The 22,969-nt window shown below is 57.3% G+C and carries 20 protein-coding genes and 1 tRNA gene; 16 read left to right on the plus strand and 5 right to left on the minus strand.

From position 1 onward, the window contains the following. Positions 1–618 precede the first annotated feature (618 nt). Positions 619–2,346, plus strand: a complete 1,728-nt coding sequence (locus BLR44_RS04790; RefSeq protein ID WP_089679806.1) for a phytanoyl-CoA dioxygenase family protein — start codon at positions 619–621, stop codon at positions 2,344–2,346. Between the two features lie 62 nt (positions 2,347–2,408). Here BLR44_RS04790 and BLR44_RS04795 read toward each other — a convergent pair whose 3' ends face one another. Together BLR44_RS04795 and BLR44_RS04800 are read right to left on the minus strand one after the other, a co-directional pair. After that, positions 2,409–2,840 (minus strand): DM13 domain-containing protein, encoded by a 432-nt coding sequence (locus tag BLR44_RS04795; protein WP_089679808.1) that lies wholly within the window; start codon positions 2,838–2,840, stop codon positions 2,409–2,411. 154 nt (positions 2,841–2,994) lie between these two features. Continuing rightward, the gene (locus BLR44_RS04800; RefSeq protein WP_089679810.1) at positions 2,995–3,639 is read right to left on the minus strand and encodes a cysteine hydrolase family protein; all 645 of its coding nucleotides are present in this window, start codon (positions 3,637–3,639) and stop codon (positions 2,995–2,997) included. A gap of 129 nt (positions 3,640–3,768) precedes the next feature. Between BLR44_RS04800 and BLR44_RS04805 the strand changes: the two genes are divergently transcribed. The 12 genes from BLR44_RS04805 to BLR44_RS04860 all read left to right on the plus strand — a co-directional run bounded on the left by BLR44_RS04805 (position 3,769) and on the right by BLR44_RS04860 (position 14,197). Continuing rightward, positions 3,769–4,134, plus strand: coding sequence for a hypothetical protein (locus BLR44_RS04805; RefSeq protein ID WP_143017126.1), 366 nt, complete (start codon positions 3,769–3,771; stop codon positions 4,132–4,134). 75 nt (positions 4,135–4,209) lie between these two features. Further along, positions 4,210–4,638: a secondary thiamine-phosphate synthase enzyme YjbQ gene (locus BLR44_RS04810; protein ID WP_089679815.1), complete on the plus strand. Its 429-nt coding sequence runs from the start codon at positions 4,210–4,212 to the stop codon at positions 4,636–4,638. A gap of 73 nt (positions 4,639–4,711) precedes the next feature. Further along, positions 4,712–5,113 carry a MaoC family dehydratase gene (locus BLR44_RS04815; protein WP_089679817.1) on the plus strand — a complete coding sequence of 134 codons (402 nt, stop codon included), beginning with the start codon at positions 4,712–4,714 and terminating at the stop codon, positions 5,111–5,113. Between the two features lie 64 nt (positions 5,114–5,177). Continuing rightward, on the plus strand, positions 5,178–5,723 hold the full coding sequence (locus BLR44_RS04820) for an RNA polymerase sigma factor (RefSeq protein WP_089679819.1): 546 nt from the start codon (positions 5,178–5,180) through the stop codon (positions 5,721–5,723). Positions 5,724–5,733: 10 nt separating this feature from the next. After that, the gene (locus tag BLR44_RS04825) at positions 5,734–6,678 is read left to right on the plus strand and encodes a ribonuclease E domain-containing protein (RefSeq protein ID WP_089679821.1); all 945 of its coding nucleotides are present in this window, start codon (positions 5,734–5,736) and stop codon (positions 6,676–6,678) included. A 121-nt stretch (positions 6,679–6,799) separates the two neighbouring features. Continuing rightward, a complete protein-coding gene (locus tag BLR44_RS04830; RefSeq protein ID WP_089680752.1) occupies positions 6,800–7,705 on the plus strand; it encodes a cell division protein FtsX in 906 nt (301 codons plus the stop codon). A 36-nt stretch (positions 7,706–7,741) separates the two neighbouring features. Further along, the gene (locus BLR44_RS04835) at positions 7,742–7,957 is read left to right on the plus strand and encodes a DUF3098 domain-containing protein (protein ID WP_089679823.1); all 216 of its coding nucleotides are present in this window, start codon (positions 7,742–7,744) and stop codon (positions 7,955–7,957) included. Next, a complete protein-coding gene (locus BLR44_RS04840; protein ID WP_089679825.1) occupies positions 7,954–8,733 on the plus strand; it encodes an undecaprenyl-diphosphate phosphatase in 780 nt (259 codons plus the stop codon). The genes BLR44_RS04835 and BLR44_RS04840 overlap by 4 nt, the downstream gene beginning before the upstream one ends. A gap of 7 nt (positions 8,734–8,740) precedes the next feature. Then, entirely contained in the window at positions 8,741–9,484 is a 744-nt protein-coding gene (gene truB / locus BLR44_RS04845; protein ID WP_089679828.1) for a tRNA pseudouridine(55) synthase TruB, read from the plus strand. 57 nt (positions 9,485–9,541) lie between these two features. Continuing rightward, positions 9,542–10,489, plus strand: a complete 948-nt coding sequence (locus BLR44_RS04850; RefSeq protein WP_089679830.1) for a bifunctional riboflavin kinase/FAD synthetase — start codon at positions 9,542–9,544, stop codon at positions 10,487–10,489. A 62-nt stretch (positions 10,490–10,551) separates the two neighbouring features. Next, complete coding sequence (locus BLR44_RS04855) at positions 10,552–11,607, plus strand: endonuclease/exonuclease/phosphatase family protein (protein WP_089679831.1); 1,056 nt, start codon at positions 10,552–10,554, stop codon at positions 11,605–11,607. A gap of 85 nt (positions 11,608–11,692) precedes the next feature. Next, positions 11,693–14,197: a pectinesterase gene (locus BLR44_RS04860; RefSeq protein ID WP_089679833.1), complete on the plus strand. Its 2,505-nt coding sequence runs from the start codon at positions 11,693–11,695 to the stop codon at positions 14,195–14,197. 246 nt (positions 14,198–14,443) lie between these two features. Here BLR44_RS04860 and BLR44_RS04865 read toward each other — a convergent pair whose 3' ends face one another. Then, entirely contained in the window at positions 14,444–17,719 is a 3,276-nt protein-coding gene (locus tag BLR44_RS04865; protein ID WP_089679835.1) for a UvrD-helicase domain-containing protein, read from the minus strand. 234 nt (positions 17,720–17,953) lie between these two features. Between BLR44_RS04865 and BLR44_RS04870 the strand changes: the two genes are divergently transcribed. Next, positions 17,954–18,859 (plus strand): OmpA family protein, encoded by a 906-nt coding sequence (locus tag BLR44_RS04870; RefSeq protein ID WP_218127014.1) that lies wholly within the window; start codon positions 17,954–17,956, stop codon positions 18,857–18,859. Positions 18,860–18,934: 75 nt separating this feature from the next. Here BLR44_RS04870 and BLR44_RS04875 read toward each other — a convergent pair whose 3' ends face one another. Beyond that, the gene (locus tag BLR44_RS04875; protein ID WP_176955899.1) at positions 18,935–20,416 is read right to left on the minus strand and encodes a tail fiber domain-containing protein; all 1,482 of its coding nucleotides are present in this window, start codon (positions 20,414–20,416) and stop codon (positions 18,935–18,937) included. Positions 20,417–20,752: 336 nt separating this feature from the next. Further along, positions 20,753–20,823 (minus strand) — tRNA-Cys (locus tag BLR44_RS04880). A 233-nt stretch (positions 20,824–21,056) separates the two neighbouring features. Here BLR44_RS04880 and BLR44_RS04885 point away from each other — a divergent pair. Together BLR44_RS04885 and BLR44_RS04890 are read left to right on the plus strand one after the other, a co-directional pair. Then, positions 21,057–21,824, plus strand: a complete 768-nt coding sequence (locus tag BLR44_RS04885; RefSeq protein ID WP_245705976.1) for an N-acetylmuramoyl-L-alanine amidase family protein — start codon at positions 21,057–21,059, stop codon at positions 21,822–21,824. Positions 21,825–21,949: 125 nt separating this feature from the next. After that, positions 21,950–22,951 (plus strand): MlaD family protein, encoded by a 1,002-nt coding sequence (locus tag BLR44_RS04890; RefSeq protein WP_089679843.1) that lies wholly within the window; start codon positions 21,950–21,952, stop codon positions 22,949–22,951. The last annotated feature ends 18 nt before the right edge of the window (positions 22,952–22,969 follow it).

Genomic DNA, 22,969 nt, shown 5'->3' on the forward strand with positions numbered 1-22,969 from the left:
GTGGCGTCGTGAACGAAGCAAGTGCTCCGCCACGCATCTGCCCGGCGGCCGTGCCAACCGAGGAGGCGAATCTAAAAATGTATTTGAGATCTGCCTGACGGCGAACTCGCTGCCAGTGAGGCGGCTGTGACCCAATCGCGCGGGTTTCGGTGCCAACTTCACGTAGCGGAAGGGCAGTGCGACAAAAACTTACACTGGCGGAAGATGAGTTAGCACCTGAGCGAGTTGGGAACAATTGTGCGCTGTGCGAAGAATATGGGATTTTTTTGATAAAAAAGTGGGTGAGTACGTTGCAGGAACGTCGGCTTTGCAGTCAAAAAATGCCCTCCGTTACGATGGCGTAGGTTCGGCACAGAAATTACCAGCGTTGTGGAAGTGGCAAGCACCCAACCGCATGGCGTAAACAATGTCCTTTCGATGCACCACAATCCAGGTGCGAAGCGATGCCGGTTGCTTTTGGGCGCAGGTAAGGTGGGGGATAACAGGGTTGGGTGCATTGGGTTTTGCCGCCCTTGCCGTCGTAACGCACATCAATAGCCACGGAAACCACCCACAGCCTGGGGGAAGCGGCTGGACACAGTTTGAAAAAGTGGTTACTTTTCTCGAAAAACCGTTCCGATGCCCGTCAACCGTAACGCCCTCATTCGCTACAAAACCCTGGACCAGTGCCTGCAAAACCGCTTCCGGAAGTGGACGCTGGAGGACCTGATCGAGGCGTGTTCGGAGGCCCTGTACGAGTATGAAGGGATCGACAAGGGGGTAAGCCGCCGCACCGTGCAGGCCGATCTGCAGATGATGCGGAGCGACAAACTGGGCTACAACGCGCCGATTGTGGTGGTGGACAAGAAGTACTACGCGTACGAAGATCCCACCTACAGCATCACCAACATTCCGCTGACCGACCAGGACCTGGGACGGCTGACGGAGGCGGTGGAGTTTATGAAACAGTTTCAGGGATTTTCGCACTTCCGCGAGTTGGACGGCCTGGTGCAGAAGCTGGAGAGCCACCTGTATTCGCAGAAGACGCACACGCAGCCGGTGATCGACTTCGAAAAGAACGAGCACCTGAAGGGGCTGGAATACCTCGATGTGCTTTACCGCGCCATTCTGCAGCGACGGGCGCTGCGCATCACCTACCAGTCCTTCAAAGCGCAACAGGCCCATGCGTTCGACTTCCATCCTTATCTGTTGAAAGAATTCCGCAACCGGTGGTTTGTGCTGGGGATGAAGAAGAAACACGAGGGGATTCTGAACCTGGCGCTCGACCGTATCCTCGACCTCAAACCCAGCGAGACACCCTTCCGGGCCAATCCCGACTTCCGGCCGGAGACCTATTTTCAGCACGCCATCGGGGTATCGGTCAGTCCGACGCAGCCGCCCGAGCGGGTCGTGCTGTTCGTGGCGGCGAAACACGCGCCCTACGTGCTGACCAAGCCACTGCATTCATCGCAGGAATTGCTGGAAGAGAGACCGGAAGGCATCACGATTCAACTGCACGTGCAGCACAACTTCGAATTGGAAAAAGAAATTCTGGCGTTCGGCGAGGCGGTGCGCGTCCTGGAACCTACCCGCTTGCGCCGTTGCATCCACGAACGGTTGCATAATGCCCTGGACGGCTACGATACCGAATTGCAGGAGCGGTCATTGAGGGCAGCGGTGCAGCAGTTGGCGCACAAAGGGTTCAGTATGCTGCCGCCTGTCTACACCCGGCGTGAACTGGGACACATCGGGCGGTTGCTCGATCGGGCTTTTGCCGATGAAGGGGCACCGCGGTTTGGCGAGCGGATGTTGCTCAAAAAGGTGCCGGAGTTGAAAGCGTGTCTGTTGACTCATAACCTGTTGCGTATTGTACAGGCGCTCGACTCGAACGCCTTCCTGACCAAGGCGCTCTATTTCGACAAGCCACCACAGAAAAACTGGTACGTGACGTGGCACCAGGACGTGCCCATCAACGTGACCGAAAAGCGCCCTGCGGCAGGCTTTTCGGGGTGGACCCAGCGGGATGGCGTGGTGAGCGTGCGGCCGCCCGAGGCAATTTCTCAGCAGATTTTTACTGTACGCATTCATATCGATGACGCCAACGAAGCGAACGGCGCGCTGAAGGTCATTCCCGGCTCGCATCAGAAGCGCCTGTCGGACACGGAGATTCGCCAGCTTTCGGAACAGTACGAATCTCCGTTCCTGTGCGAAGTCGCGGCCGGAGGAATTCACCTGATGCGTCCGCTGTTGCTGCATGCTTCGTCTAAAACCAGCAACCAGAAACGCCGCCGCGTCATCCACCTCGAATTTTCCTCCCAGGAGTTGCCCAAGGGTTTAGAGTGGGTGGAGCGGGAAACGCTTGAATAAAAAAAGGCCGCTCTCCAGAGAAAGCGACCGTTCTTACCCACTTTATACAGATACAGGCACGTTCACGGGGCGGCCATCAGCTCGCCGCTGCCGAACAGTACGGAGAAATCTTCGCACCAGATGAGGACGTAGGGATACGTTTCGTAGTCGAAGCTTGCGGGAAGTGTGTAGGAGAAGTTGCCGCTGGTGCCTTTCAGGTCGCCGAGGCTCACGTAAGCCGAGGCCTTGGTGTCGGTCGCCAAATACACCTTAAGGTCGGGTCCCGCGTCGGTCCGGAAGTCGACGAGACGCAGTTCCTGCTGCTGACTGCCGACGCCATACACTTCGGCTTTGCCGGACGTCTGGTGGACCGGGCTGTCCATCAAGGCAGTTTCGGCCAGGAGCATCTTCGCAGTGCCGGTGCTGTCCGCCTCCGTAAACATTTCTTGTACTTCCCGGTGCCGGGCACACTGCGCAAAGAGCAGGGCCAGGCAGAGTAAGGTCAGGTATTTCATAAAACAAACGCTTTAGCCAATGCCCTGAAGCTACTGCCTGCGACGGGCAAAAAGTGTCGCAGGGCAGACGTTCCCCCCACTTTGCGTTGAAAAATACACCCGTCGGACATAAAAAAACCGCCCGGAGGCGGTAAGATCGGGGAGGCGAAGGAAACTAGGCGGTGTAGCCGCGACCTGCTCCTTCCAGTTCCGCTTCTTCCTGGCCGAGTTGTTCCAGAAACTCGTGTGAGGTCATCGGGAAAGAGAACATCGGGAAATCTTTTTCGAGGGCGACGCGCTGTTCTTCTTCACTCAGGGTGGCGCAGCAGTCGGTCAGCGTCACGATGCGGTAGCCCAGTTCGTAACCGGTGCGCATGGTCGACTCCACGCAGCAGTTGGTCAGGAAACCGGCCAGGGCCACATGGGTGATGCCTTTGCTGCGGAGCATGAAGTCGAGGTTGGTGCTGGCAAACCCACAGAGGCCGCGTTTGCCTTCCACCACAATGTCGCCTTCCTGCGGCTGCAGGCCGTCGACCAGCTCCACACCCCAGGTGCCCTTCTGAAACGCCTGTGCGTCGACTACGCCTTTCAGAATGCCGTACGGCTGACTGGTCAGTTCGCGGTAATCGGGGGCGAACGAAATGGGCATCAGAAAAATGGTCGCGCCCCGTTTGCGTGCCGCTTTGACCAGCGTTTTGGTGTTTTCGAGCATGTGGGTAGAGGCCATCACGTCTCTGACGGCCTCGTGCAGTTTGCCTCCTTCCGAGGTGAAATCGTTCTGAAATTCGATCAGAACCACGGCAGTTTTTTGCGGATTCATGGCGATAGAGGATTTGGTTGAGGAATACCAAAAAGTACAGGGATGGATGAGAAAAGTCAATGGGAATCGCATACATTCGTGAAGACATTCCGTACAGGAAAGTAAAGTTTAGTTCAACATTACGTTATCATGAAGTCTACCATTCATTCCCATTCTGATAGATCAACACTCACACAAGGCTGGCACGATGTAAAAATTACTGAAGTGCAAGAAGGGCAACTGGGCTACCATACGGCCCCTTTCTGGCACGTTGCGTTTGAAAACCCGCACGGCATTGCCTACCACCATTTTCCTGAAACCGACGAAGGCCTGGCCCTACTGAAACAACTGTTTGCCGCGGCCGGGCTACCGGAGCCACGCGGATTTAACGAGGATCTGGAAATTCTGCTGGAGCGGTCCGTCCAGGTACACGTAGAAGAGCACACCCATTACGAACCACTGAGCGGCGAACGCCACCAGCGCAACGAAGTGACCGGTTTCCGGGCGGTAGCCTGAGCGCGAGAGCCCGGCTGTTGACCACCGCTGGCGAGTCTGGTGCGTGGGCCGGGCGCTGATAACACCTTTTCCTGCATGGCCTATTTTCAGAAAACCATCACCCTGCCGCCCCATCCGCGCGGCTTTCACCTGATTACGCGGCACATTGAACGCGAAATTCCCGAGCTGCGCGATTTTCAGGTAGGAATCGCCCATATTTTCATTCAGCATACGTCCGCCTCGCTTTCCCTGAACGAGAACGCCGACCCCACGGTCCGAGCCGATTTCGAAAGCCATTTCAACAAAATGGTGCCCGAAAATGCGCCGTATTACGAACACACCCTCGAAGGCCCCGACGACATGCCCGCGCACATCAAGGCGGCGTTGCTGGGTAGCGCGGTGACGGTGCCGGTCTCGGGTGGGCAGTTCAATTTGGGCACCTGGCAGGGCGTCTACCTGTGCGAACACCGGAACCACGGCGGCCGTCGCCGGCTGGTCGTGACCCTGATGGGCGAACCACGCTGATATACCCTTACGCAGAGCGCCCGGTGCCGGGCGTCTCTTTTCCTGTTATTCTTCTATTTGTCTCTGTACCACCATGCTTCAACCCGACGATACCTTCACGCAGGCGTTGCGCTACACCCAGGCCGACGTCGATCGCTTCGCCGACGTTACCGGCGACCACAACCCCATCCATTCCGATCCGGACTACGCGGCCCAGACGCCCTTCCGGCGGCCCATCATCCACGGCATGCTGAGTGCAGGTGTTTTTTCGCGCGTATTAGGTACACAGTTCCCCGGTGAGGGAACCATTTACCTGCGGCAGACGCTGGACTTTAAACGGCCCATGTACGTGGATACCGACTACGAAGCGGTGCTGACCGTACAACAGGTAGACCGGGAAAAGCATCGGGCGGTCGTCACGACGACGATCCGCGACGGCGCCGGGAAAGTAACGGTGCAGGGCGAGGCGGAAATTATGCATCGCACGTTGTTATAACGTAAATCTTCGATTTGCCGATTACCTTTTTGTCCAAGTTCGTATACACAAAAAACCAGAGCGCATGAAAGACCGGGAGGTTCTGGAACGCATCAAAAGCGGCGACGAAAGTGCCCTGGATTACCTCTACCGGAAGCATTACCGGATGATGGTCCGGCTCGTCACCAACAACAGCGGTTCAGAAGATGAGGCCAAAGATATTTTTCAGGATGCTTTGATTGTTTTCTGGCAAAAGGCGCACGATCCGACGTTCGAGCTCACTTCCAAGATCAGCACATTCCTCTACAGCGTTTGTCTGAATCTGTGGCGCAAGGAACTGGATCGGAAGCTTCGGATGAGTGGCGAGATGCGGGAGGGAGCCGATCACGCTCACGAGGATCTGGAACGTCGCGAACGGATCGAGATCATCACCCGGAGCATTGAGTCGTTGGGAGAGACGTGTCGTAAAGTATTGACCTATCATTATTTCGATCGGCTCTCCATGCAGGACATCGCCGATCGGTTGGGATTCGCCAATGCCGATACGGCAAAATCGAAAAAGTACAAGTGTAAAAAGGAGCTGGACCGGATTGTGAAGGCTCAGTTTAAGGCAACGGATTTCTTGGATTAGGCATAAGTGTATGGACGTATCTGAACAAATTGAGCGTTATCTCGCGGGCGACCTTTCCGCAGAAGAGACCAAGGCCCTGGAGCAGCTGGCCGGGCGCGACCCGCTGGTGGCTCAGGAGGTAACGCTGCAACGTGACATCATCGGGGGATTGCAGGAGCAGCGACGTCTGCAACTGAAGGCACGCCTCGACGCCTTGCCGGTGCCCCCGGCAGGATGGTGGGCTTCGGCGAGCACTGGCATGAAAGCCGCCGTCTGGTCGTCGGGTGCGGCCCTGGTATTGGTAGGCGGGATGTGGCTTTATTCAGAAGCGACCCACACCCCCGCGGTGCCGCAACCCACAGTAGCCGAAACGGCTCCCGCGCCGACGCTGGACAATGCCCCTGCCGAAGGAAACGGAGCGGAACACAACGCCGCCGCGCCGGAACGCCAACCGACCACGGCTGACGAGGCGCCGGCCGCCGTACCCCACACGGTACCGGCCAACGTTGCAGAAGCGACTGCACCGGCCTCACGCACTGCGGAAGAGCAGCTTCCCACAACGGCGGTGACGCCGACACAACAGATCCAGGAACCGACACTGCCCGATCCGGACGCGATGGCCGCAGCACCGGCTTCGTCCCTGCGTGAAGCAGACATGAAAGCCGAAACGGAAATTTTTGCGGCTGAACGGGCCGGTTCGCTGCTGGCACGCCTGAAAACCGAACAGCTCACCGACAGCCGTTACGATTTCCATTACCGCTACGACCGCGACCAGTTGCGCCTGTACGGAAAATTCGACGCGAGCCCTTACAAACTGCTCGAATTGCGGAGCGATCGCGGTAGCGATCTGTATCTCTACTATCAAAATCAGTATTACGCTCTGAAAGACGGCACCCGCCGCCCGACTGACTTGCGCGAAGTCGTCGTGACCGACACCAACATGGTCGATCGGCTGGAAGTGCTGCGTACCCGTTGACGAATCTCAGACCAAACCACCTGAGTACATACGTCCGCAAGCTCCCCCAAGCTTGCGGACGTTCTTTTTTTGAGGCCGGGGCGTGCTTTCCAATCCCGGATCGATCTTCTACTTTTGCCTGATGCCAGCAACCGCCGTCACGCGCCGTCGCAAACGCCACGGTAGTTATCCTTACTTCTCCGTTATGTTCAGCATCACGATGGCGCTGTTCGTCATCGGATTGTTCGGGGAAGTATTGCTTCACGCCAATCGCCTGTCGCAGGTGGTGCGTGGAGGAATCCGCATGCAGATCTACCTGAACCGTGAGGTCACTGAAAACGAACGCATCTCGTTTTACAAAGCCCTGGCCGAACGGCCCTACGTCGCCAAGGAAGGGCAGGAGCCTCAAATCGAGTTTATTTCTAAAGAACAGGCGGCCGAAGAGCTTTCGCGCGAAATTCAGGGCGTCGACAGCAACTTTACGCAGCTGCTGGGCAGCAACCCGCTGCGCGATGCGTTCATCATGCGGGTGCAGAGCGATTACGCCACCAGCGAGGCCATGCAACAGATCAAAACTGAGCTGGAAGACATGCCTTCGGTGTTCGAAGTGTTCTACATCGAAAGTGTGGTGAGCAACATCAACCGGAACATCACCCAGATCAGCCTCGTGCTGCTCACGTTGGCGCTGGTGTTGGTACTGACGGTGGTGGTGCTGATCAACAACACCATCAAGCTGGCGCTTTTCTCGCAGCGGTTCCTGGTCCGCAGCATGCAACTGGTCGGGGCCACTTCCTGGTTTATCCAACGGCCGTTCCTGTGGCGGGCCATCTGGCAGGGCGTGCTCAGCGGAATTGTCGCTTCCGGGTTGATTTACTTACTTTTAGAATGGGCCTACCGGCAGATTCCCGAACTGGAAACCTTGCGGCAGGATGAACTGTTTTGGGGGCTTTGCCTATCTTTGTTGCTGATTGGTGGGCTGATCGGCTTTTTCAGTGCGTATGCCTCCGTTCGCCGCTACCTGCGTATGTCGCTCGACGAGCTTTACTAAACCTCAAAAATTTTCTTCGGTTCGCTTTTCACTTGCATGGAAGATCGTAACAAGCTGGCGTTTGGCCGGAAAAATTACCTCCTGATGCTGGCCACCATTGGTGCGCTCATGCTCGGGTTTATCCTCATGTCGCTCGATACCGAAACCTATGGGTTTGGCTTTCTGGGCCTGACCCTCGGCCCGCTTCTGCTGGTGATCGGCTTTGCCCTCGGTTTTTTTGCCATCCTTGTGAAAGATAAGCCGGCCGAATGAGCGTTCTACAAGCGATCATTCTGGCCATTGTAGAAGGGTTGACGGAATTTCTGCCCGTTTCGTCGACCGGTCACATGATCATCGTCTCGACCCTGATGGGCCTTAACGAGAACGAGTTTACCAAAATCTTTGAGGTCAACATCCAATTCGGCACCATCCTGTCGGTTATCATTCTCTACTACCGTCGGTTTTTCCGTTCGATCGACTTTTACTACCGGCTGTTTGTGGCATTTCTGCCCGCCGCGGTAATCGGCCTGTTGCTGAGTGACTTTATCGATGCATTGCTCGAAAACGTAGTCGTGGTGGCGATCTCCCTGCTGCTGGGCGGTATCGTGCTGATCTTTATCGACCGGGTCTTTCAGGGTGGAGACGACGACAGCAGCCACGTTCCTTACCCGAAGGCGTTGGTCATTGGCTTCTTCCAGTGTCTGGCGATGATTCCGGGCGTATCGCGTTCGGCCGCGACCATCATCGGAGGGCAGGCGCAGGGCCTGAGCCGGAAAGCCGCCGCCGAGTTTTCGTTCTTCCTGGCGGTGCCGACCATGGCGGCCGCGTCGGGCTACAAACTGCTGAAAGACCACGAGGCGCTTTCGGTCGACAACCTGCCGATCCTGCTCCTGGGCAATCTGGTGGGCTTTGTCGTCGCCATGCTGGCCATTCGTTTTTTCATTGATTATTTGACGCGTCACGGCTTCAAGGTATTCGGCTACTACCGCATTGTGCTGGGGCTGTTGATTTTGGGGCTGCTGGCCGCCGGCGTCGATTTACAAATCTGATCCTAGCATGACGGAACCTGCGGAAGAAGGCCGGGTGGTTTTAATCGACAAACCGCTCGGGTGGTCCTCGTTCGACGTGGTGAAGAAAGTGCGGAACACCCTCCGCGTGCGCAAGGGGAAGCGCGTCAAAGTGGGCCATGCCGGGACGCTCGACCCGATGGCCACCGGGTTGCTCATCCTCTGCACCGGGCCCATGACCAAACAGATCGACCGTTTTCAGGCGCAGGAGAAGGAGTACGAAGGGGAGCTGACCCTGGGGCAGGTGACGGCCTCGTACGACTCCGAAGCACCGGTGCAGGAAGAGTGCGATCCGTCGCATTTGGACGAAGCCACCATCCGTGCGGCGACCGGGGCTTTTGTCGGCCACATCCAGCAGCGTCCTCCCATTTTCTCGGCCATTCGGGTGGATGGCGAGCGCCTTTATAAACTGGCCCGCCGCGGCGAAGACGTCGAAATCAAACCTCGGCCCGTGACCATCGATGTATTCGAAATTACCGCCATCGACATGCCGCGCGTGCGGTTTCGGGTGGTCTGTTCCAAAGGGACCTACATCCGCAGCCTTGCGCACGATTTCGGGCAGGCACTGGGCGTAGGAGCACACCTGACGGGCCTGCGCCGCACCCGCATTGGCGACTTTCACGTGGACGCCGCGCGCACCATCGACGTGTTTGTGCAGGAAGAGAAGGCCCTGCACGACGCGCGCCGTGCGGCCGACGACGCAGCTTCTAACTCCGGCGAGGAGCGATTGTAAAAGTTACGGCCAAGTGCCAACTCGTTTTTCTACTTTTAAGGTCGATTTACAGCTCGGATGAAGGTTTATCACGGTCCCGAACAATTTCAGAAGCTTTCCTGCGCCGTTGTTACCAGTGGTACGTTCGACGGTGTCCACATCGGCCATCAGAAAATACTCTCCCGCCTGCGGGAAATTGCCGATGCTGAAGGCGGCGAAACGGTGCTGATTACCTACTGGCCTCATCCGCGGTTGGTGTTGCATCCGGAACAGCACGACCTGCAACTCCTCTCGACCATCGACGAGAAAATCCGCCTCTTGGAAAAATACGGCGTCGATCACCTGCTCATCATGCCGTTTACGAAGGAGTTCTCGCAACTGACTTCCGAGCAATTTATCCGGCGCATTCTGGTCGACACCATCGGCACGCGCAAGCTGGTTATCGGCTACGACCACCGGTTTGGCCGCAACCGGGAGGGGAGCTTCGAGCACCTGAAAGAATTTGCCCCCACCTACGGCTTCACGGTCGAAGAAATTCCGCGTCAGGAAATCGACGATGTGGGCATCAGTTCTACCAAAATACGCCATGCCTTGCAGGAAGGTAACGTGCACATTGCCAACGAGTTTCTGGGCGAACCGTATACACTGACAGGCGAGGTTGTGCCCGGCGACCAACGCGGGCGGCAGATTGATTTTCCTACGGCAAACCTCTATATTCCTGAAAAGTACAAACTCATTCCCGCCAATGGCGTATATGCAGTACGGGTACAGAAGTGGGTTGCTGAACCGACTCCTTATCCGTGGGGAGGCATGATGAACATCGGGTTGCGCCCTACCGTAGCTTCAGCGGCCAGCGAGCGTAGAATCGAAGTGCATCTGTTTGACTTTCATGAAGAACTGTACGGACAGCGACTGGTGGTCGGTGTGGTAGACCTGATTCGCTTTGAGCAGAAGTTCGAAAGTCTGGCTTCCCTGCGGGACCAGTTGGTCAAAGACGAGACAGCAGCGCGGCGGCTTCTGGCGTAAAACCACCGTTCGTGCGCTGTGCGTTCCCACAGGTATTCACCACACATCGTTTCTGTCTATTCATGGAATATTTACTTTTCTTCCTGAGCGGACTCTTTCTGCTCATCTCGGTCCTGCCGCTTTTCAGAACCGATTTCTGGTGGGTGCGCGTCTGGGATTTTCCGCGTGCACAGATCTTTCTGTTCAGCGCCATCCTGCTGGGCTTCAACCTGTGGTACCTGCAATTCGACGGGGCCGCGCCGGTGGTTTTCACCGTGCTGCTGGCCGCTGCCATGATCTACCAGGGCGTCATGATCGCGCCGTTCACGCCCTTTTATCCGAAACAGGCCACCAGTGCCAAACACCCTGACGACGAATGCTCTTTCACACTGGTGGAAGCCAACGTGCGGATGGAAAACAAAGAGACAGAAGCGTTTGTCGAACTCGCCAAAGAGGTCGATCCTGACATTCTGGTCGTCAATGAGCCGAACCAGTGGTGGGCCGACCGCATTCAGGAGCTGGACGACCGTTACCCGTTTTGCGTGAAGAATCCGCTGGATAACACCTACGGCATGATTCTTTATTCCAAGTTGCCGCTGATCGATCCGACGATCAACTACCTGGTTGATGACGAGGTGCCTTCCATTCACACGTTTGTGGAACTGCCCAACAAAGCTCGGTTCGAGTTGTATTGCGTGCATCCGCAACCGCCGGAAATCGGCTCGAACACCGACGACCGGGATGCCGAGTTGCTGATCGTCGCTAAAAAATCCCGAAAATCGGACGTGCCGACCATCGTGACCGGCGACCTGAACGACGTGGCCTGGTCGTTCACCACGAAACTGTTTCAGAAGATCAGCCACATGGTGGACCCCCGGGTAGGGCGCGGCTTTTTTAATACCTACAACGCACACATTCCGTTTTTTCGCTACCCGCTCGATCACGTCTTCTACTCCCCCAAGTTCACGCTGATCCGCATGGAGCGCCTGCGTAAATACGGTTCCGACCATTACCCCATCTTGATTTCGCTGTGCCTCCAACCCGAGCGGGAGCAGGAACAGGACACGCCCGTTGCCGATGCTGAAGACAAGGAAATTGCCGAGGAGATGATCCAGAAACCCTTTGAGCAGGAGAACTGAGGACGCGCTACCAGGAATCTCCGATCTGTCGGTGGGTAGTTCTTGAGGGGAGAGGTCTCTACGTAAGTAGACATCCTACCTCCCCATGCAACACTACTTTTTCTTTTGCATTCTCTTCTTTATCGGATTGACGTGTGTCGCACAGCCGACTCGCTACTCATCGCTCGATCCGGAACATCCCATCCAGTTCGGCGGGAGCTACGTGGTCTACCAGACAGACACGATCTCGCTCGGCCCTACTTCATTTTTTATCGATGGGCAACTGAGCGACGCAGAAGCAGCCTCATATCCCTTCGTATTCAATTCGGTTAACGAGGCAGTCGAACACCTGACGGACGGAACGGAAGTATCGCCGATGACGCTCTATCTGGCCCCTTACGTTTACTGGATCGATGATCCGGACGATCCGGCCATTCGCGTGCCGCAGGAGGGGAGAACGCCCTACGGGCTGATCGTCGCGTGCGAATGGTTGCGATTCGAGGGGCTGACCGATGATCCGCGGAACGTGGTGCTGGCGGCCAACCGTGGTCAGACCATCGGGGCGAAGGGAAATTTCACGCTTTTCAAGTTCATCGGGCAGGGTACGAGTTCTGAAAATGTGACGTTCGGCAATTACTGCAACGTCGATCTGGAGTTTCCCCTCAAGCCTTCCCTGAACCGTGAAAAGCGCGCCTCGGCCATCGTGCAGGCGCAGTTGATTCACTGCAACGGCGACAAAATCGTGGCGCGTAACACTCGCTTCATCAGCCGCCTCAACCTCTGCCCGTTTGTAGGAGGGAAGCGGGTGCTGTTCGACCGGTGCCACTTCGAATCGACCGACGATGCGCTGTGCGGCACGGGCGTCTACCTCAACAGCACGCTGGATTTTTACAGCTCCAAACCGTTTTACTGGACCACCGGCACGGGCGCGGTATTTCTCAACTGCGACATCCGGTCGTTTACGCGCGGGCCGCAATATTTCACCAAGGCGAGAGGGCAGGTGGCGGTTGTCGATACGCGCATCACCGCCGACGGCATGACGTATCTGGGCTGGCAGGACGAGCCACCCCCGCAAGCGCGGAACTACCAGTCCCAGGTTTCCCTGAACGGAAAGCCGGTACAGATCGACCCTGAGCATCCGTCGAACACGGTCGACATGCGTGAGCAGGCGTTGCTCCGTGCCTATCGGTTCACCCACGACGGCGCGGTGGTGTACAACATTTACAACCTGCTGCGCGGGATCGACGACTGGGACCCGATGCAGCAGAAAGCAAGGGTGCAGGCGGCCGAACAGGCTGAGGGCAAACCGCTGACCCAACTCCCCGTACAACTTCTGCTTGCACCCGCCGAAGCCTCGCTCGAAACCGGAAAAGACAAGGTACTGTTGACCGCCCGGGCGATGCGGTTCGGCAACTACGACGCGACCGGCGAAACCATCGCGTGGCGCGTCGCTCCCGAAGATGCTGCCTTTGTACAGCTGCGCGTGGGGGCGGACGGACAGACCTGCGAGGTAATTCCCACGAATCAGGAAGACGCGCCCCGGCAGGTACTGGTGATGGCCGCGACGCCGGCGGGGCTGGAGGCTGCAAGTGTGGTGACGGTTGCACCGCCCGTGTTGGCCGCGCCCGCTTTTCGCACATCGCCCCGATTCAGCCGCGTCAGCAACGGTCAGCTTGCGGTCGACTACCGCCTTGACACGCCGTTCGAGGATCGATCGCAGGTGACGTGGTACCGCTGCACTGACGCGCAGGGCAGTGACCCCATTCCGGTGGCGGTGTCGCGGTTCGACCAGCCGTTGCGGCAGTATGAGCTCATGCCGGGCGATGTGGGCTATTTCCTGAAAGTGGCCGTTGCGCCGCAACACCTCCGCAGCCATGCCGGAGCGCCAGTGGAAATAATCACGAAGAAGCCCATTACCGCTAAGCAAGTCACAGCTGACCACAATGTAGTAGCCACCGATTTCCAACACCTCCCTACGCAAAACCAGCCTGAGGTCATTCCCGGTTTCTGGACGTTGTGCCACTTCGATACGACCGGCGAAAACCCGAATCAGGAGCGCGACGCCTGGTGGTACGGCGAAGGGCAGGATGGCGCGGCCGGCGTCCGGGGGCTGGGGCAGGGTCGCAGCGCCAGCTTGTTCTACACGCCGACCGACGAGGCGCACGAGGACATGAAATTGACCCTGACGGTTGCGCCCTACAAATCGGCCGGGCAGGGCTTCAGCGTCGCGCCGCTGTACATGGATGTGCTAATCAAGTTCGACGCGAACACGCGGTCGGGGTATGCACTGCGGTTCATCCGGACCACCAAGTATCACGATGCGGTCGATGCCGTCTTGGTAAAATATGAGCGAGGAACGGCTACAGCAATCAGCGATCCCGTTTCGACCTCCTGTTACCGAACGCCCTGCCGCATCTCCCTCGAAGTGAAGGATGGAAAACTCATCGCCCACGCAGAAACGGAGGCAGAAGTACACGACGACCGGCCCGAGGTGGCCCGTGAAGTCAACCTTGCCGTCGGCATTCCCGAGAGCGCGTGGGGCGGCTTCGGCATTCAGTACAACGGGGGCGCACCGACGGTCATCCAGGAGTTACGCGCGGAGTGGGAGTGAATTGCAGACTGCAAATGGCAGATTGCAAATTCTTTGCGTAGGAACACCTACTGGTAAGTTGCTGCACTAATCATGAATTATGGGGGCTGGTGCTCTGTCAAGCATACACTGGTTTCAGCTTATAGCTGAAACCTACGAACACAAGGAAGCTTGTCGCTTCTTACACAGTTTGCCAGGAAACCCCTTCCGTAGCGAAGGAGGGGCCGCCCCCACGGCTAATTCTATCGCTACGCAAAGATTAAATGGCTACACCACCCGTTCGATGCGGCCCGTATCGACGCGAACGACGTACCCTTCGATGCGCTCAAAGCCCATGTTGCGGAGCGGATAGGTATAGGCTTTGCCCCGGCCCGATAGATCGGCTTCCGCCTCTTCGCCCGCAAATTCCACGACAATGGCGTGTTGCCCGTCCATCACCACCCGGTCGATCCGGCGCGTCTCCCCGAATTTGTTGAGTAGCGAGAAGTTGGTTTTCACCCGTCGGCCGGGTCGGAACCAGTCACGCATCGGGGGTTGACCGAGCAAGCGTTTGGCCTTGGCTTCCAGTTGGTGCTGCTCTTCCAGCGTAATTTTTCCGGTGAAGTAGAGCCGCGTCAGCGCCGTATCGAGGTCGGCCGACGAGCGTAGGGATTTTAGCAGATCGCGCAACAGATGCGACCAGTTGACCGGCGTTTCACCCGAAAGGTCCTCGAAAAAATCTTCCGCCTCCGATTTGATCATCAATTTGTCGCGCCACGCGCCGGTAGGGTACTGGCCGGGCGTCAGCGTGCGTACCGTCGTCGGTTCCTTTTCCTGTTGCCGCTGCGTGGGTTGCCCCAACGTGTAAGTGAGCGTTTCCGGGTCCCAGGTGCCGAGCTTCGGTTCCGAGGCCAGGCGGTACAACAGGCCGTCGGCTTCTTTGAGGCTGCCCTCTTTTTTCGGGGCAGGGGCCAGGAGGTAGAGCGCGTCGCGAGCACGGGTGAAGGCGACATACAGTGTATTCAGGTTGTCCAGGTACGCACTCACCATTTCGGTGTAGTAGGCATCGGCGTAACAGGTCTGGCGCAGCCTGGTGCCGTAGCGAATGGGCATCTGGCTCACCAGATTGAAGGGCTCGGCCTCGGTGGCGGCCCACAGAATGTTGGTTTGCGTGTGTTTGTGGTCGAGCGACCAACTGCAAAACGGGATAATCACGGCCGGGTACTCCAGCCCCTTCGATTTGTGGATCGTCAGGATGGGCATGGCGTTCTGCACGCCGGGCATCTGTACGGGCTTGCGGTGGCCGTTTTCCTTCCACCAGTCCAGAAACGAGGCGATGTCGGTCTTTTCGGTGCGGCTATAGTCCAGCACCAGATCCTGAAACCCTTGCAGGTAGGCCCGTTCCTCGTGTTGCTCGTGCAGCCTGAAAATCCGAATCAGCGACTCAGACAGTTCGTACAACGCGAGGCGACTCAGAAAGGCCCGTTGTTCGACAAACTCGTGCGGCAGGTGGGCGTACAGCAGCGCTTCCAGTTCGGCTTCTTCGGCCTCTTCCGGCGGAATGCTGTAGTAGACGGACAGATCGTCGGCCGCTTCGTCGCCCAGGATGTAGCGGTTGTACTCTTGCAGCAACAGCGCCGTGGCGATGCGGTCGCGCGGATTTTTCAGGCACTGCAACGCACTGAGCAGCAGCCGGACCGTAGTGGCGCTTTGCAGCATCAGCGACTCCGACGAAATCACTGCGTAGTCGATGCCCGGCTGGGCGCGTTCGCGGGCGTAGTGCAACAGGAACTGCGCAATCTCGGTGCCTTCGCGGCGGTTCCGCACCAGCAGCGCAATGTCGGCCGGACGGTAGCCCCGCCGTTGCAGGTCTTCGATGGTGCGGACCATCGCTTCCAGCGCGGCCTCTTTCCACGTAAGCACTTCCTCGTCGTCGGCTTCTGCGCCGGTAGGGCGTTCCAGAAACCGGATTTGTATGTGACCCTCCTGCGTGAGTCCGTTCCGTTTCAGGTCCGGGAATTTCTGGGCGACGTCGCCGTACGCCCGGATCAGGTGCCCCGCCTGCAGTTGCAACCGCTCCTGGTCCGGCAGGCTCTCCGCCTCGCCGATGGTACTGACGAGGTGTTCGGTCAGCGTGCGCGATGCCGTCTGGAAAAACTGGTTGTTGAAGTCGATGACGAGCGGCAGGCTGCGCCAGTTGTGGTCGAGGTTGATGCGCTGGTGTTGCGGCACGTCTTGTTCTACTTTGTGCAGGAGCAGTTGCCAGTCGCCGCCCCGCCAGCGGTAGATCGACTGTTTCACGTCGCCTACGATCAGGCTGGTTTCGCCTTCGGCGAGGCTGTTGATGATCAGCGGCCGGAAATTTTCCCACTGGAAACCGGAGGTATCCTGAAACTCGTCGATCAGGAAGTGGCGGTAGGCAGTGCCCGCCTTTTCGTAAATGTAGTGCGCGTCGTTATCGCGCAGAATATCGTTCAGAAACCGCGTCACGTCCGAGATCAGCAGCAGGTTGTGCTCATCGCGGTAGTCCTGCAACTTCCGCGTCAGGTCCGACAAAATCCCGAACGTGTAGATGTAGCGCAGCACCTCGCTGGCCGCCGCGTAGCGCTGGTATTCCTGGTCATACAGGTCGATGGCTTCGGCCAGCAGATCGCGCAGGCCGCCGTCGAGCACGGCCAGCAGTTCCAGTTCTTTGGGATGCTTTTTCTTGTGCCACTTGTCGTCGAGGAGCGCCTGTCGCGCGCGAGCTTTGGGATCGAAATCTTTGCCGGCGGCCAGGCGCAGGAAGTAGCCGCCAACGCCACTTTTGCCGTACAGAAAGTCCTCGACCGTCAGTTCGTAACTATCGAGCAACGCCTGGGCTTCCTGCCCGATCCGCTTCATTTCCGTTTCGAACGAAAGCTGTACCTCCCGCACTTTCTCCAGAAAGCCGGGCACAAAATCGCGATCGCGGAGGCGTTCGCCCATCCGTTCTTCGAACGTCTTGAAAGGTTCCTTGAAAATCTCCTGAGCCAATTCCTGAATGTCGCGCCGAAAATCCCAGCCTTTCCCCTCGTCCACGCGCGATTCGGCGAAGTGCAGCAGCCATTCCATCAGGTGGCGGTCCTGGCCCAGTTCCAGCAGCAGTTGGTCGGTCAGTTCGCGGATCACCTTGCCCTGGTCCATCTCCAGCCGGTAGTTCGCGTTTTGTGCCGCCTCGTAGGCGAACGAACGCAGAATCCGCTGGAAAAAACTGTCGATGGTCGAGACGGCGAAGTGCGAATAATCGTGCAGAATCGATTCGAGCACCAGTTGCGCGTTGCGTTGGAGTTGCTCATCGGACAAGTCGAGTTGGGCTTGCAACTCCTTCCCGAGGGGCGTCGGTTTACCCGCTTTCAGGTCGGCCAGCGTCGAGACGATGCGGTTTTTCATCTCGGCGGTGGCTTTGTTGGTGAACGTCACGGCCAGCACACTTCGGAATCGCTGCGGGTCGCGCAGCACCAGCATGAGGTATTCTTTCGTGAGGGTGTAAGTTTTTCCGGACCCTGCCGACGAACTGTAGATTTTGAAGACCGCTTCCTCCATTTCTGCAAGTTACGCGTTTGAGACGAGGTGTTGCTGGAAGCGGGGAAGTCGCTTTTTTAAGAAATAATAAGATTATTCTGATGTAAAATTTGAATAAATCATACATGCGTAGGATTGGCATGCTCCTTGATTTTCGGAATTACGACTGCGTCACGGTCTGCAAATGCTGTTCAATTTTTAATCTCTTTCACTATGCATGCTTTCACTCCCTTATTCAGACTAACGGCAGTCGCGTTGCTTACACTTTTGATCGGAGCGACCTTTTGCCTGCCGGGCCACGCCACCGAACTGGCGATGATGGAACTTCACGGCAAAATTACCGACGCCCGTACCGGAATTGCACTGCCGGCGGTGCTCAGCTACCAACTGCCGGAAGACGACGACATCGGCGAAATTGCTCCGGAATCGGATGGCTCGTACAGTCTGCTGCTGGTCGTTGGCGAAACGTATCAGATCAGTGTCACCGCCCAGGGATACGCCACCACGCGCCAGTTGTTGCCCGTTACGCGTGCGGGACGGATGGAGAAAAACTATACCCTGACGTCTTTAACCGAACTGGCACCAGGACAATCGCTTTACGAGCAGACCGCCCTGGAAGCCAAGGCCCTGGTACCTGAAACCGAAGCGGTACACTTTGTCCACTTCGCCCGCAACAACACCCGAGTGATGGAAGAATTTCACCAGGAGCTGGATGCGGTGGTCGCCCGGTTGCAGGAAAATCCCGACCTGCGCGTCATTGTCGAAGGTCATACCGAAGGAGGCATGTCGGCCTACTACGCGGAAGAACTGGCCACCGACCGGGCCGAGGCCGTGGTCGATTACCTGCGCAACCAGGGCATTGCCAAAAAGCACCTGCGTACGCGGACCGTCGCGCAGGGACGTAACCTGGTGATTTCGAACGACTCGACCGTATTGGGATTGAACCGCCGCGTCGAGCTGCATGTGGTCGACAAAGATGCCTGGGAATACCGCACCTTCAGCAAGTGGACGCGCTGGCGGATTCGGATCGGGCTGTGCAGTACGGACCTCTACCGGGAAGCCCTGCGCCGCGACTTTTTCGGTCCTCACAAAAAAACGCCCAAGAAGAAAGTCATCTACGTCGACCCGGAAAACACGATCCGCACCACCGAGGCGCGGTAATGCCACCAAAAACGAGCGCTACGCCAGACTTTCGCCCGGCGTAGCGCTTCGCATAGAACCCACTGTTTGTGCGTATTATCGGACCAGCACCAGCTTTTTGGTGTCGATGGTTTCGCCGTCGATCACGAGTTGATAGACGTACGTGCCGGCCGGAAACTGCCCCGTCCGAAACGTAACGGCACCTTCGCCCCGGTGCGGAATCTTCAGGTTTTGTACTTCCTGTCCGGTGATGGAAATGAGCCGCAGGTTCGCCTGGTGGGCTTCGTTCGGAATCAGGTAGCGGATCACCGTACTTCCATCTGCCGGATTGGGGTAATTCTGCCACAGCCGCGCCTTGGTTTGCGTCGCCGTTTCGGTCGAAAGCCCCAGCTCACTCCGGAGCGATTCTACTTCGGCTTTCAGTTCCTTCACGGCATTGATCAGCAGGTACACCATCGCCCCGCCGTCGAAATCGAGGTACGTTTCCGGCGTGCCGCTACTGTCCTGATGCGTAAATGCTCCCACCATGTAGGGCGCAATTTCCTGCACCTCCTGGGCAATAATGCCGATGTATTCTTCTTCGGTCGAAAGCCCGGCTTTGCCGTTGTAGCGGTAACGGACGGGGTGAATTTGTTGGATGATGCGCAGCCCGTCTTCAAACGGCCGAATGTCCTCTTTCAGGCGACGATCCGACGCAACGGTCCAGACGTTCGAACCGGGCTTGGCCGCCGAATTGCTGCCCAGTTGCAACCGGTAGGCAGGAGCCGTAAGGCCGATCCCCACGTTGGTGTTGGCCGTGGCCCCGTTGACGCCGTTGATGGAACCCAGCACCAGGCAGTTGCTGGCCGTGACCCGCGCCCGGTAGCCGATGGCCGCGCTGTTGGCAAGGCTCGTGCTACTGCCGGTCAGTACGCCCAGAAAGGTGTTGCCCGAGCCGGTTTGGTTCGCGCCGCCCGCCCCTGAGCCGAGATACGCGTTGTTGGCACCGGTGGTGTTGTTGAAGCCCGCCAAATTCCCTACGAACGCATTGGCGTTGGCGGTGGTGGTATTGCCACCGGCCGAGTAGCCCACAAACGTGTTGCTCAGGCCGGTTGTGGTGTTCGCGCCTGCTCCGGTACCCACCAGTGTATTGTAGGCGCCGGTCGTGTTGTCTTCGCCCGCCCAGGTGCCCAGAAACGTGTTGTAAAAACCTTCGGTGTTGTACTGCCCGGCATAACTGCCCACAAATGTGTTGTGGCTCAAGCCAATGCTGGTCCCTACCGAGCGGAAGCCCGCAAAGTATCCTACGAAGGTATTGTCCGAGCCGGTAGTATTGAGGTAACCCGCAAACGTGCCCGTCGCGACGTTCCGCGGGCCGGTGGTGTTCAGATAGCCTGCAAACGCGCCGGTAAAGGTATTTGAGTAGCCGGTCGTATTTCGGTTGCCGGCATAGCCCCCCACAAACGTGTTGGAGTAACCGGATGTGTTGGAGGCGCCTGCCCCCGTACCCAAAAAAAGGTTTTGCGCTCTGGCCAGCGTGCAACTCAGCATCAGTGTACCGTACAAGCCGATGCGTGCCAAAAGGATCGAGGTTTTCATAGTGGTGAGGGAAGGGAACATGAGGGACCAGGGGGTCGGAACGAAGGGTGGGAAGGGGTGCGGAGCAGCACCGTTCGCGAAACGGAAAATCTGTGCGTACAATCGGCTGCGTGGGGCGTAGCTGAAGAAAGATCAGGCAGCGACGAGGCGATTACAAAACAAAGGTAATGCGGCAGGAGAGGGAGGGAAAGCGTATTTCTACGCGTTCTGAGGCCGTAGCATTACGGAATTTTGACCGCAGCTGCCAGCGCCTGTGCAGGAAGGGTTGTAAGCAGTACCCAGAGAAGACCATAAAAAAAGAAAACCCCCCATACGAAGCGTACAAGGGGTTTTCGGAGGTCTCGAGCGGATTCGAACCGCTGTACGAGCTTTTGCAGAGCTCTGCCTAGCCACTCGGCCACGAGACCAGTTTGATGAGCCGCTCTGGCTCAGAAGGGCGACAAAGTTACACATTCACGTCAAACCGCCAAATTTCCTGATTCCAATAAAACATCTTCTAAAGCGTTATCTTTGCAATAGGTGGTATGGACTTTGTTCTCTGGCCGCGTAAGGCATGGTGGAAGACGCTTCCGGCCATGACCGCTCGTTTGTTCACGCAATCAGGTAACAGTTCCCAATGAAGCAACTCTTTGCTGTAACGATGGCGATAGCCCTGGTGATCGGCACCGGCGCGTTCTCCTCGCTCAATTCCAAGCGATTCAAAGTAAAAACGGTGGTGATCGACGCCGGCCACGGCGGGCACGATCCCGGTAACCTGGGGACCGGTCGCTACAAAACCCGCGAAAAAGACATTGCGCTGAAAATCGCCCTGGAACTGGGGCGGATCATTCAGGAAAATATGCCGGACGTAAAGGTGATCTACACCCGAAAAGACGACCGGTTTATCGAACTGAGCGACCGGCCCGCCATCGCCAATAAAAACGATGCCGATCTGTTTATCTCCGTCCACTGCAATTCAGGCCCCAAGGCGGCCTACGGTACCGAAAGCTTCGTGATGGGGAACAGCAACGTGCCGGGCAACCTCGAAGTGGCGAAGCGCGAGAACTCGGTCATTTTGCAGGAGAGCGACTACCTGGAAAAGTACGATGGTTTCGACCCGAACTCGCCACTGGCGCATATTTTCTTTGCCAACATGCAGTCGGCCTACCTGGAAAATTCGTTGCTGTTTGCCGACCACGTCGAGACGCAGTTCAAAGACCGGGTCGGGCGCCACAGCCGGGGGGTGAAACAGGCTTCGCTGTGGGTCCTCTGGAAATCGGCCATGCCGGCCGTGTTGGTCGAAGTGGGCTTTCTGACCAATCCGACCGAAGAGAAGTACCTCAACGATAATCTCGGCCAAGTTTACATTGCCTCCGGCATTTACCGGGCGTTCCGCGATTACAAGAAAGACATCGAGTCGATCGAGTAACGCGTCGCTGCAGCTTTTCCGGCACAATCTCCACCAATAAATTACGTTTGCGCGCGTTCCTGTAAAGGAATTGAAACTTTCGTACCCAAATCCGGTATAATTGATATCGACTAAATCTCTGTTGTGTGAAGGTATCTAAAGAATTTAAGGTGGGGCTCCTGACCTTGGTGTCAGGGACCATCCTCTATCTGGGGTTCAACTTCCTGAAGGGAGCGGACCTCTTCTCCTCCAGCCGAACGTATTACACCTTTTACGAGAACGTAGACGGCCTGACGGTGTCTAACGCCGTGATGCTGAACGGGTTGGCCGTAGGACGTGTGGAAGAAATCAAGCGCTTGCCCGAGCGGAACAACATGCTGCAGGTGGCGATCGACATCGACGATGACATTGTGCTGGGACGCGAGTCGCGGGCCGTGCTGACCGACGGCGATCTGCTGGGCGGGAAGATGATCCGCCTCGAACTCGGCGACGTAAAAGTGGCGCTCAATGCGGAAGATACGTTGACAGGCACGGTCGACGAGAGCATCGTCGACCTGTTGCAGGAGAAAACCCTGCCGGTGATGGACAACCTTAACCAGATGTCTAACACGCTGAACGGCATCATCAGTGGCTTTTCCGGCACTGCCGATTCGGTGAACATGATGCTACGGGAAGCGCGTTTGTCGACCAACCAGCTGCGGTTGACCCTCTCCGAGAACCGGGAAAATATTCTGGGCATTACGCGTGATCTGAGCCAGTTTACCGGCTCGCTGACGGAATACGATGCGCAGATCGGTCCGATGCTGACCAAACTGAATGCCGTAGCCGACACGTTGCAACAGATGGAACTGGCCGCTGCCGTGCAGAACGTCAACCAATCGGTCGCGAACCTGAACGCCACGTTGGCCAAGGTGAACAAAGGCGAAGGTACGCTGGGCAAACTGGCCAACGACGCAGCGATGTACAACAACCTCAATGCTTCGCTGTCGAGCCTCGACGAGTTGCTGGTCGACTTGCGCGAACACCCGAAGCGGTACGTGCATTTCTCGATTTTCGGGCGGAAAGACAAGAGCGACAAAGACGACGATCAGGAAGAAGAAACGACCCCTGAGTCGGAAGTGACCACCTACGAAGGCACGCTTCCCTAAGCAAGATTTTAAGATTGT

Origin of the sequence: Catalinimonas alkaloidigena (assembly GCF_900100765.1) — a bacterium.
In the GTDB taxonomy this organism is placed as follows: Bacteria; Bacteroidota; Bacteroidia; order Cytophagales; family Flexibacteraceae; genus Mooreia; species Mooreia alkaloidigena.

Coding starts and splice junctions, on each gene's coding strand:
- BLR44_RS04790 (WP_089679806.1), top strand. CDS start 619: ATGCCCGTCAACCGTAACGCCCTCATTCGCTACAAAACCCTGGACCAG.
- BLR44_RS04795 (WP_089679808.1), bottom strand. CDS start 2,840: ATGAAATACCTGACCTTACTCTGCCTGGCCCTGCTCTTTGCGCAGTGT.
- BLR44_RS04800 (WP_089679810.1), bottom strand. CDS start 3,639: ATGAATCCGCAAAAAACTGCCGTGGTTCTGATCGAATTTCAGAACGAT.
- BLR44_RS04805 (WP_143017126.1), top strand. CDS start 3,769: ATGAAGTCTACCATTCATTCCCATTCTGATAGATCAACACTCACACAA.
- BLR44_RS04810 (WP_089679815.1), top strand. CDS start 4,210: ATGGCCTATTTTCAGAAAACCATCACCCTGCCGCCCCATCCGCGCGGC.
- BLR44_RS04815 (WP_089679817.1), top strand. CDS start 4,712: ATGCTTCAACCCGACGATACCTTCACGCAGGCGTTGCGCTACACCCAG.
- BLR44_RS04820 (WP_089679819.1), top strand. CDS start 5,178: ATGAAAGACCGGGAGGTTCTGGAACGCATCAAAAGCGGCGACGAAAGT.
- BLR44_RS04825 (WP_089679821.1), top strand. CDS start 5,734: ATGGACGTATCTGAACAAATTGAGCGTTATCTCGCGGGCGACCTTTCC.
- BLR44_RS04830 (WP_089680752.1), top strand. CDS start 6,800: ATGCCAGCAACCGCCGTCACGCGCCGTCGCAAACGCCACGGTAGTTAT.
- BLR44_RS04835 (WP_089679823.1), top strand. CDS start 7,742: ATGGAAGATCGTAACAAGCTGGCGTTTGGCCGGAAAAATTACCTCCTG.
- BLR44_RS04840 (WP_089679825.1), top strand. CDS start 7,954: ATGAGCGTTCTACAAGCGATCATTCTGGCCATTGTAGAAGGGTTGACG.
- truB (WP_089679828.1), top strand. CDS start 8,741: ATGACGGAACCTGCGGAAGAAGGCCGGGTGGTTTTAATCGACAAACCG.
- BLR44_RS04850 (WP_089679830.1), top strand. CDS start 9,542: ATGAAGGTTTATCACGGTCCCGAACAATTTCAGAAGCTTTCCTGCGCC.
- BLR44_RS04855 (WP_089679831.1), top strand. CDS start 10,552: ATGGAATATTTACTTTTCTTCCTGAGCGGACTCTTTCTGCTCATCTCG.
- BLR44_RS04860 (WP_089679833.1), top strand. CDS start 11,693: ATGCAACACTACTTTTTCTTTTGCATTCTCTTCTTTATCGGATTGACG.
- BLR44_RS04865 (WP_089679835.1), bottom strand. CDS start 17,719: ATGGAGGAAGCGGTCTTCAAAATCTACAGTTCGTCGGCAGGGTCCGGA.
- BLR44_RS04875 (WP_176955899.1), bottom strand. CDS start 20,416: ATGAAAACCTCGATCCTTTTGGCACGCATCGGCTTGTACGGTACACTG.
- BLR44_RS04885 (WP_245705976.1), top strand. CDS start 21,057: ATGGCGATAGCCCTGGTGATCGGCACCGGCGCGTTCTCCTCGCTCAAT.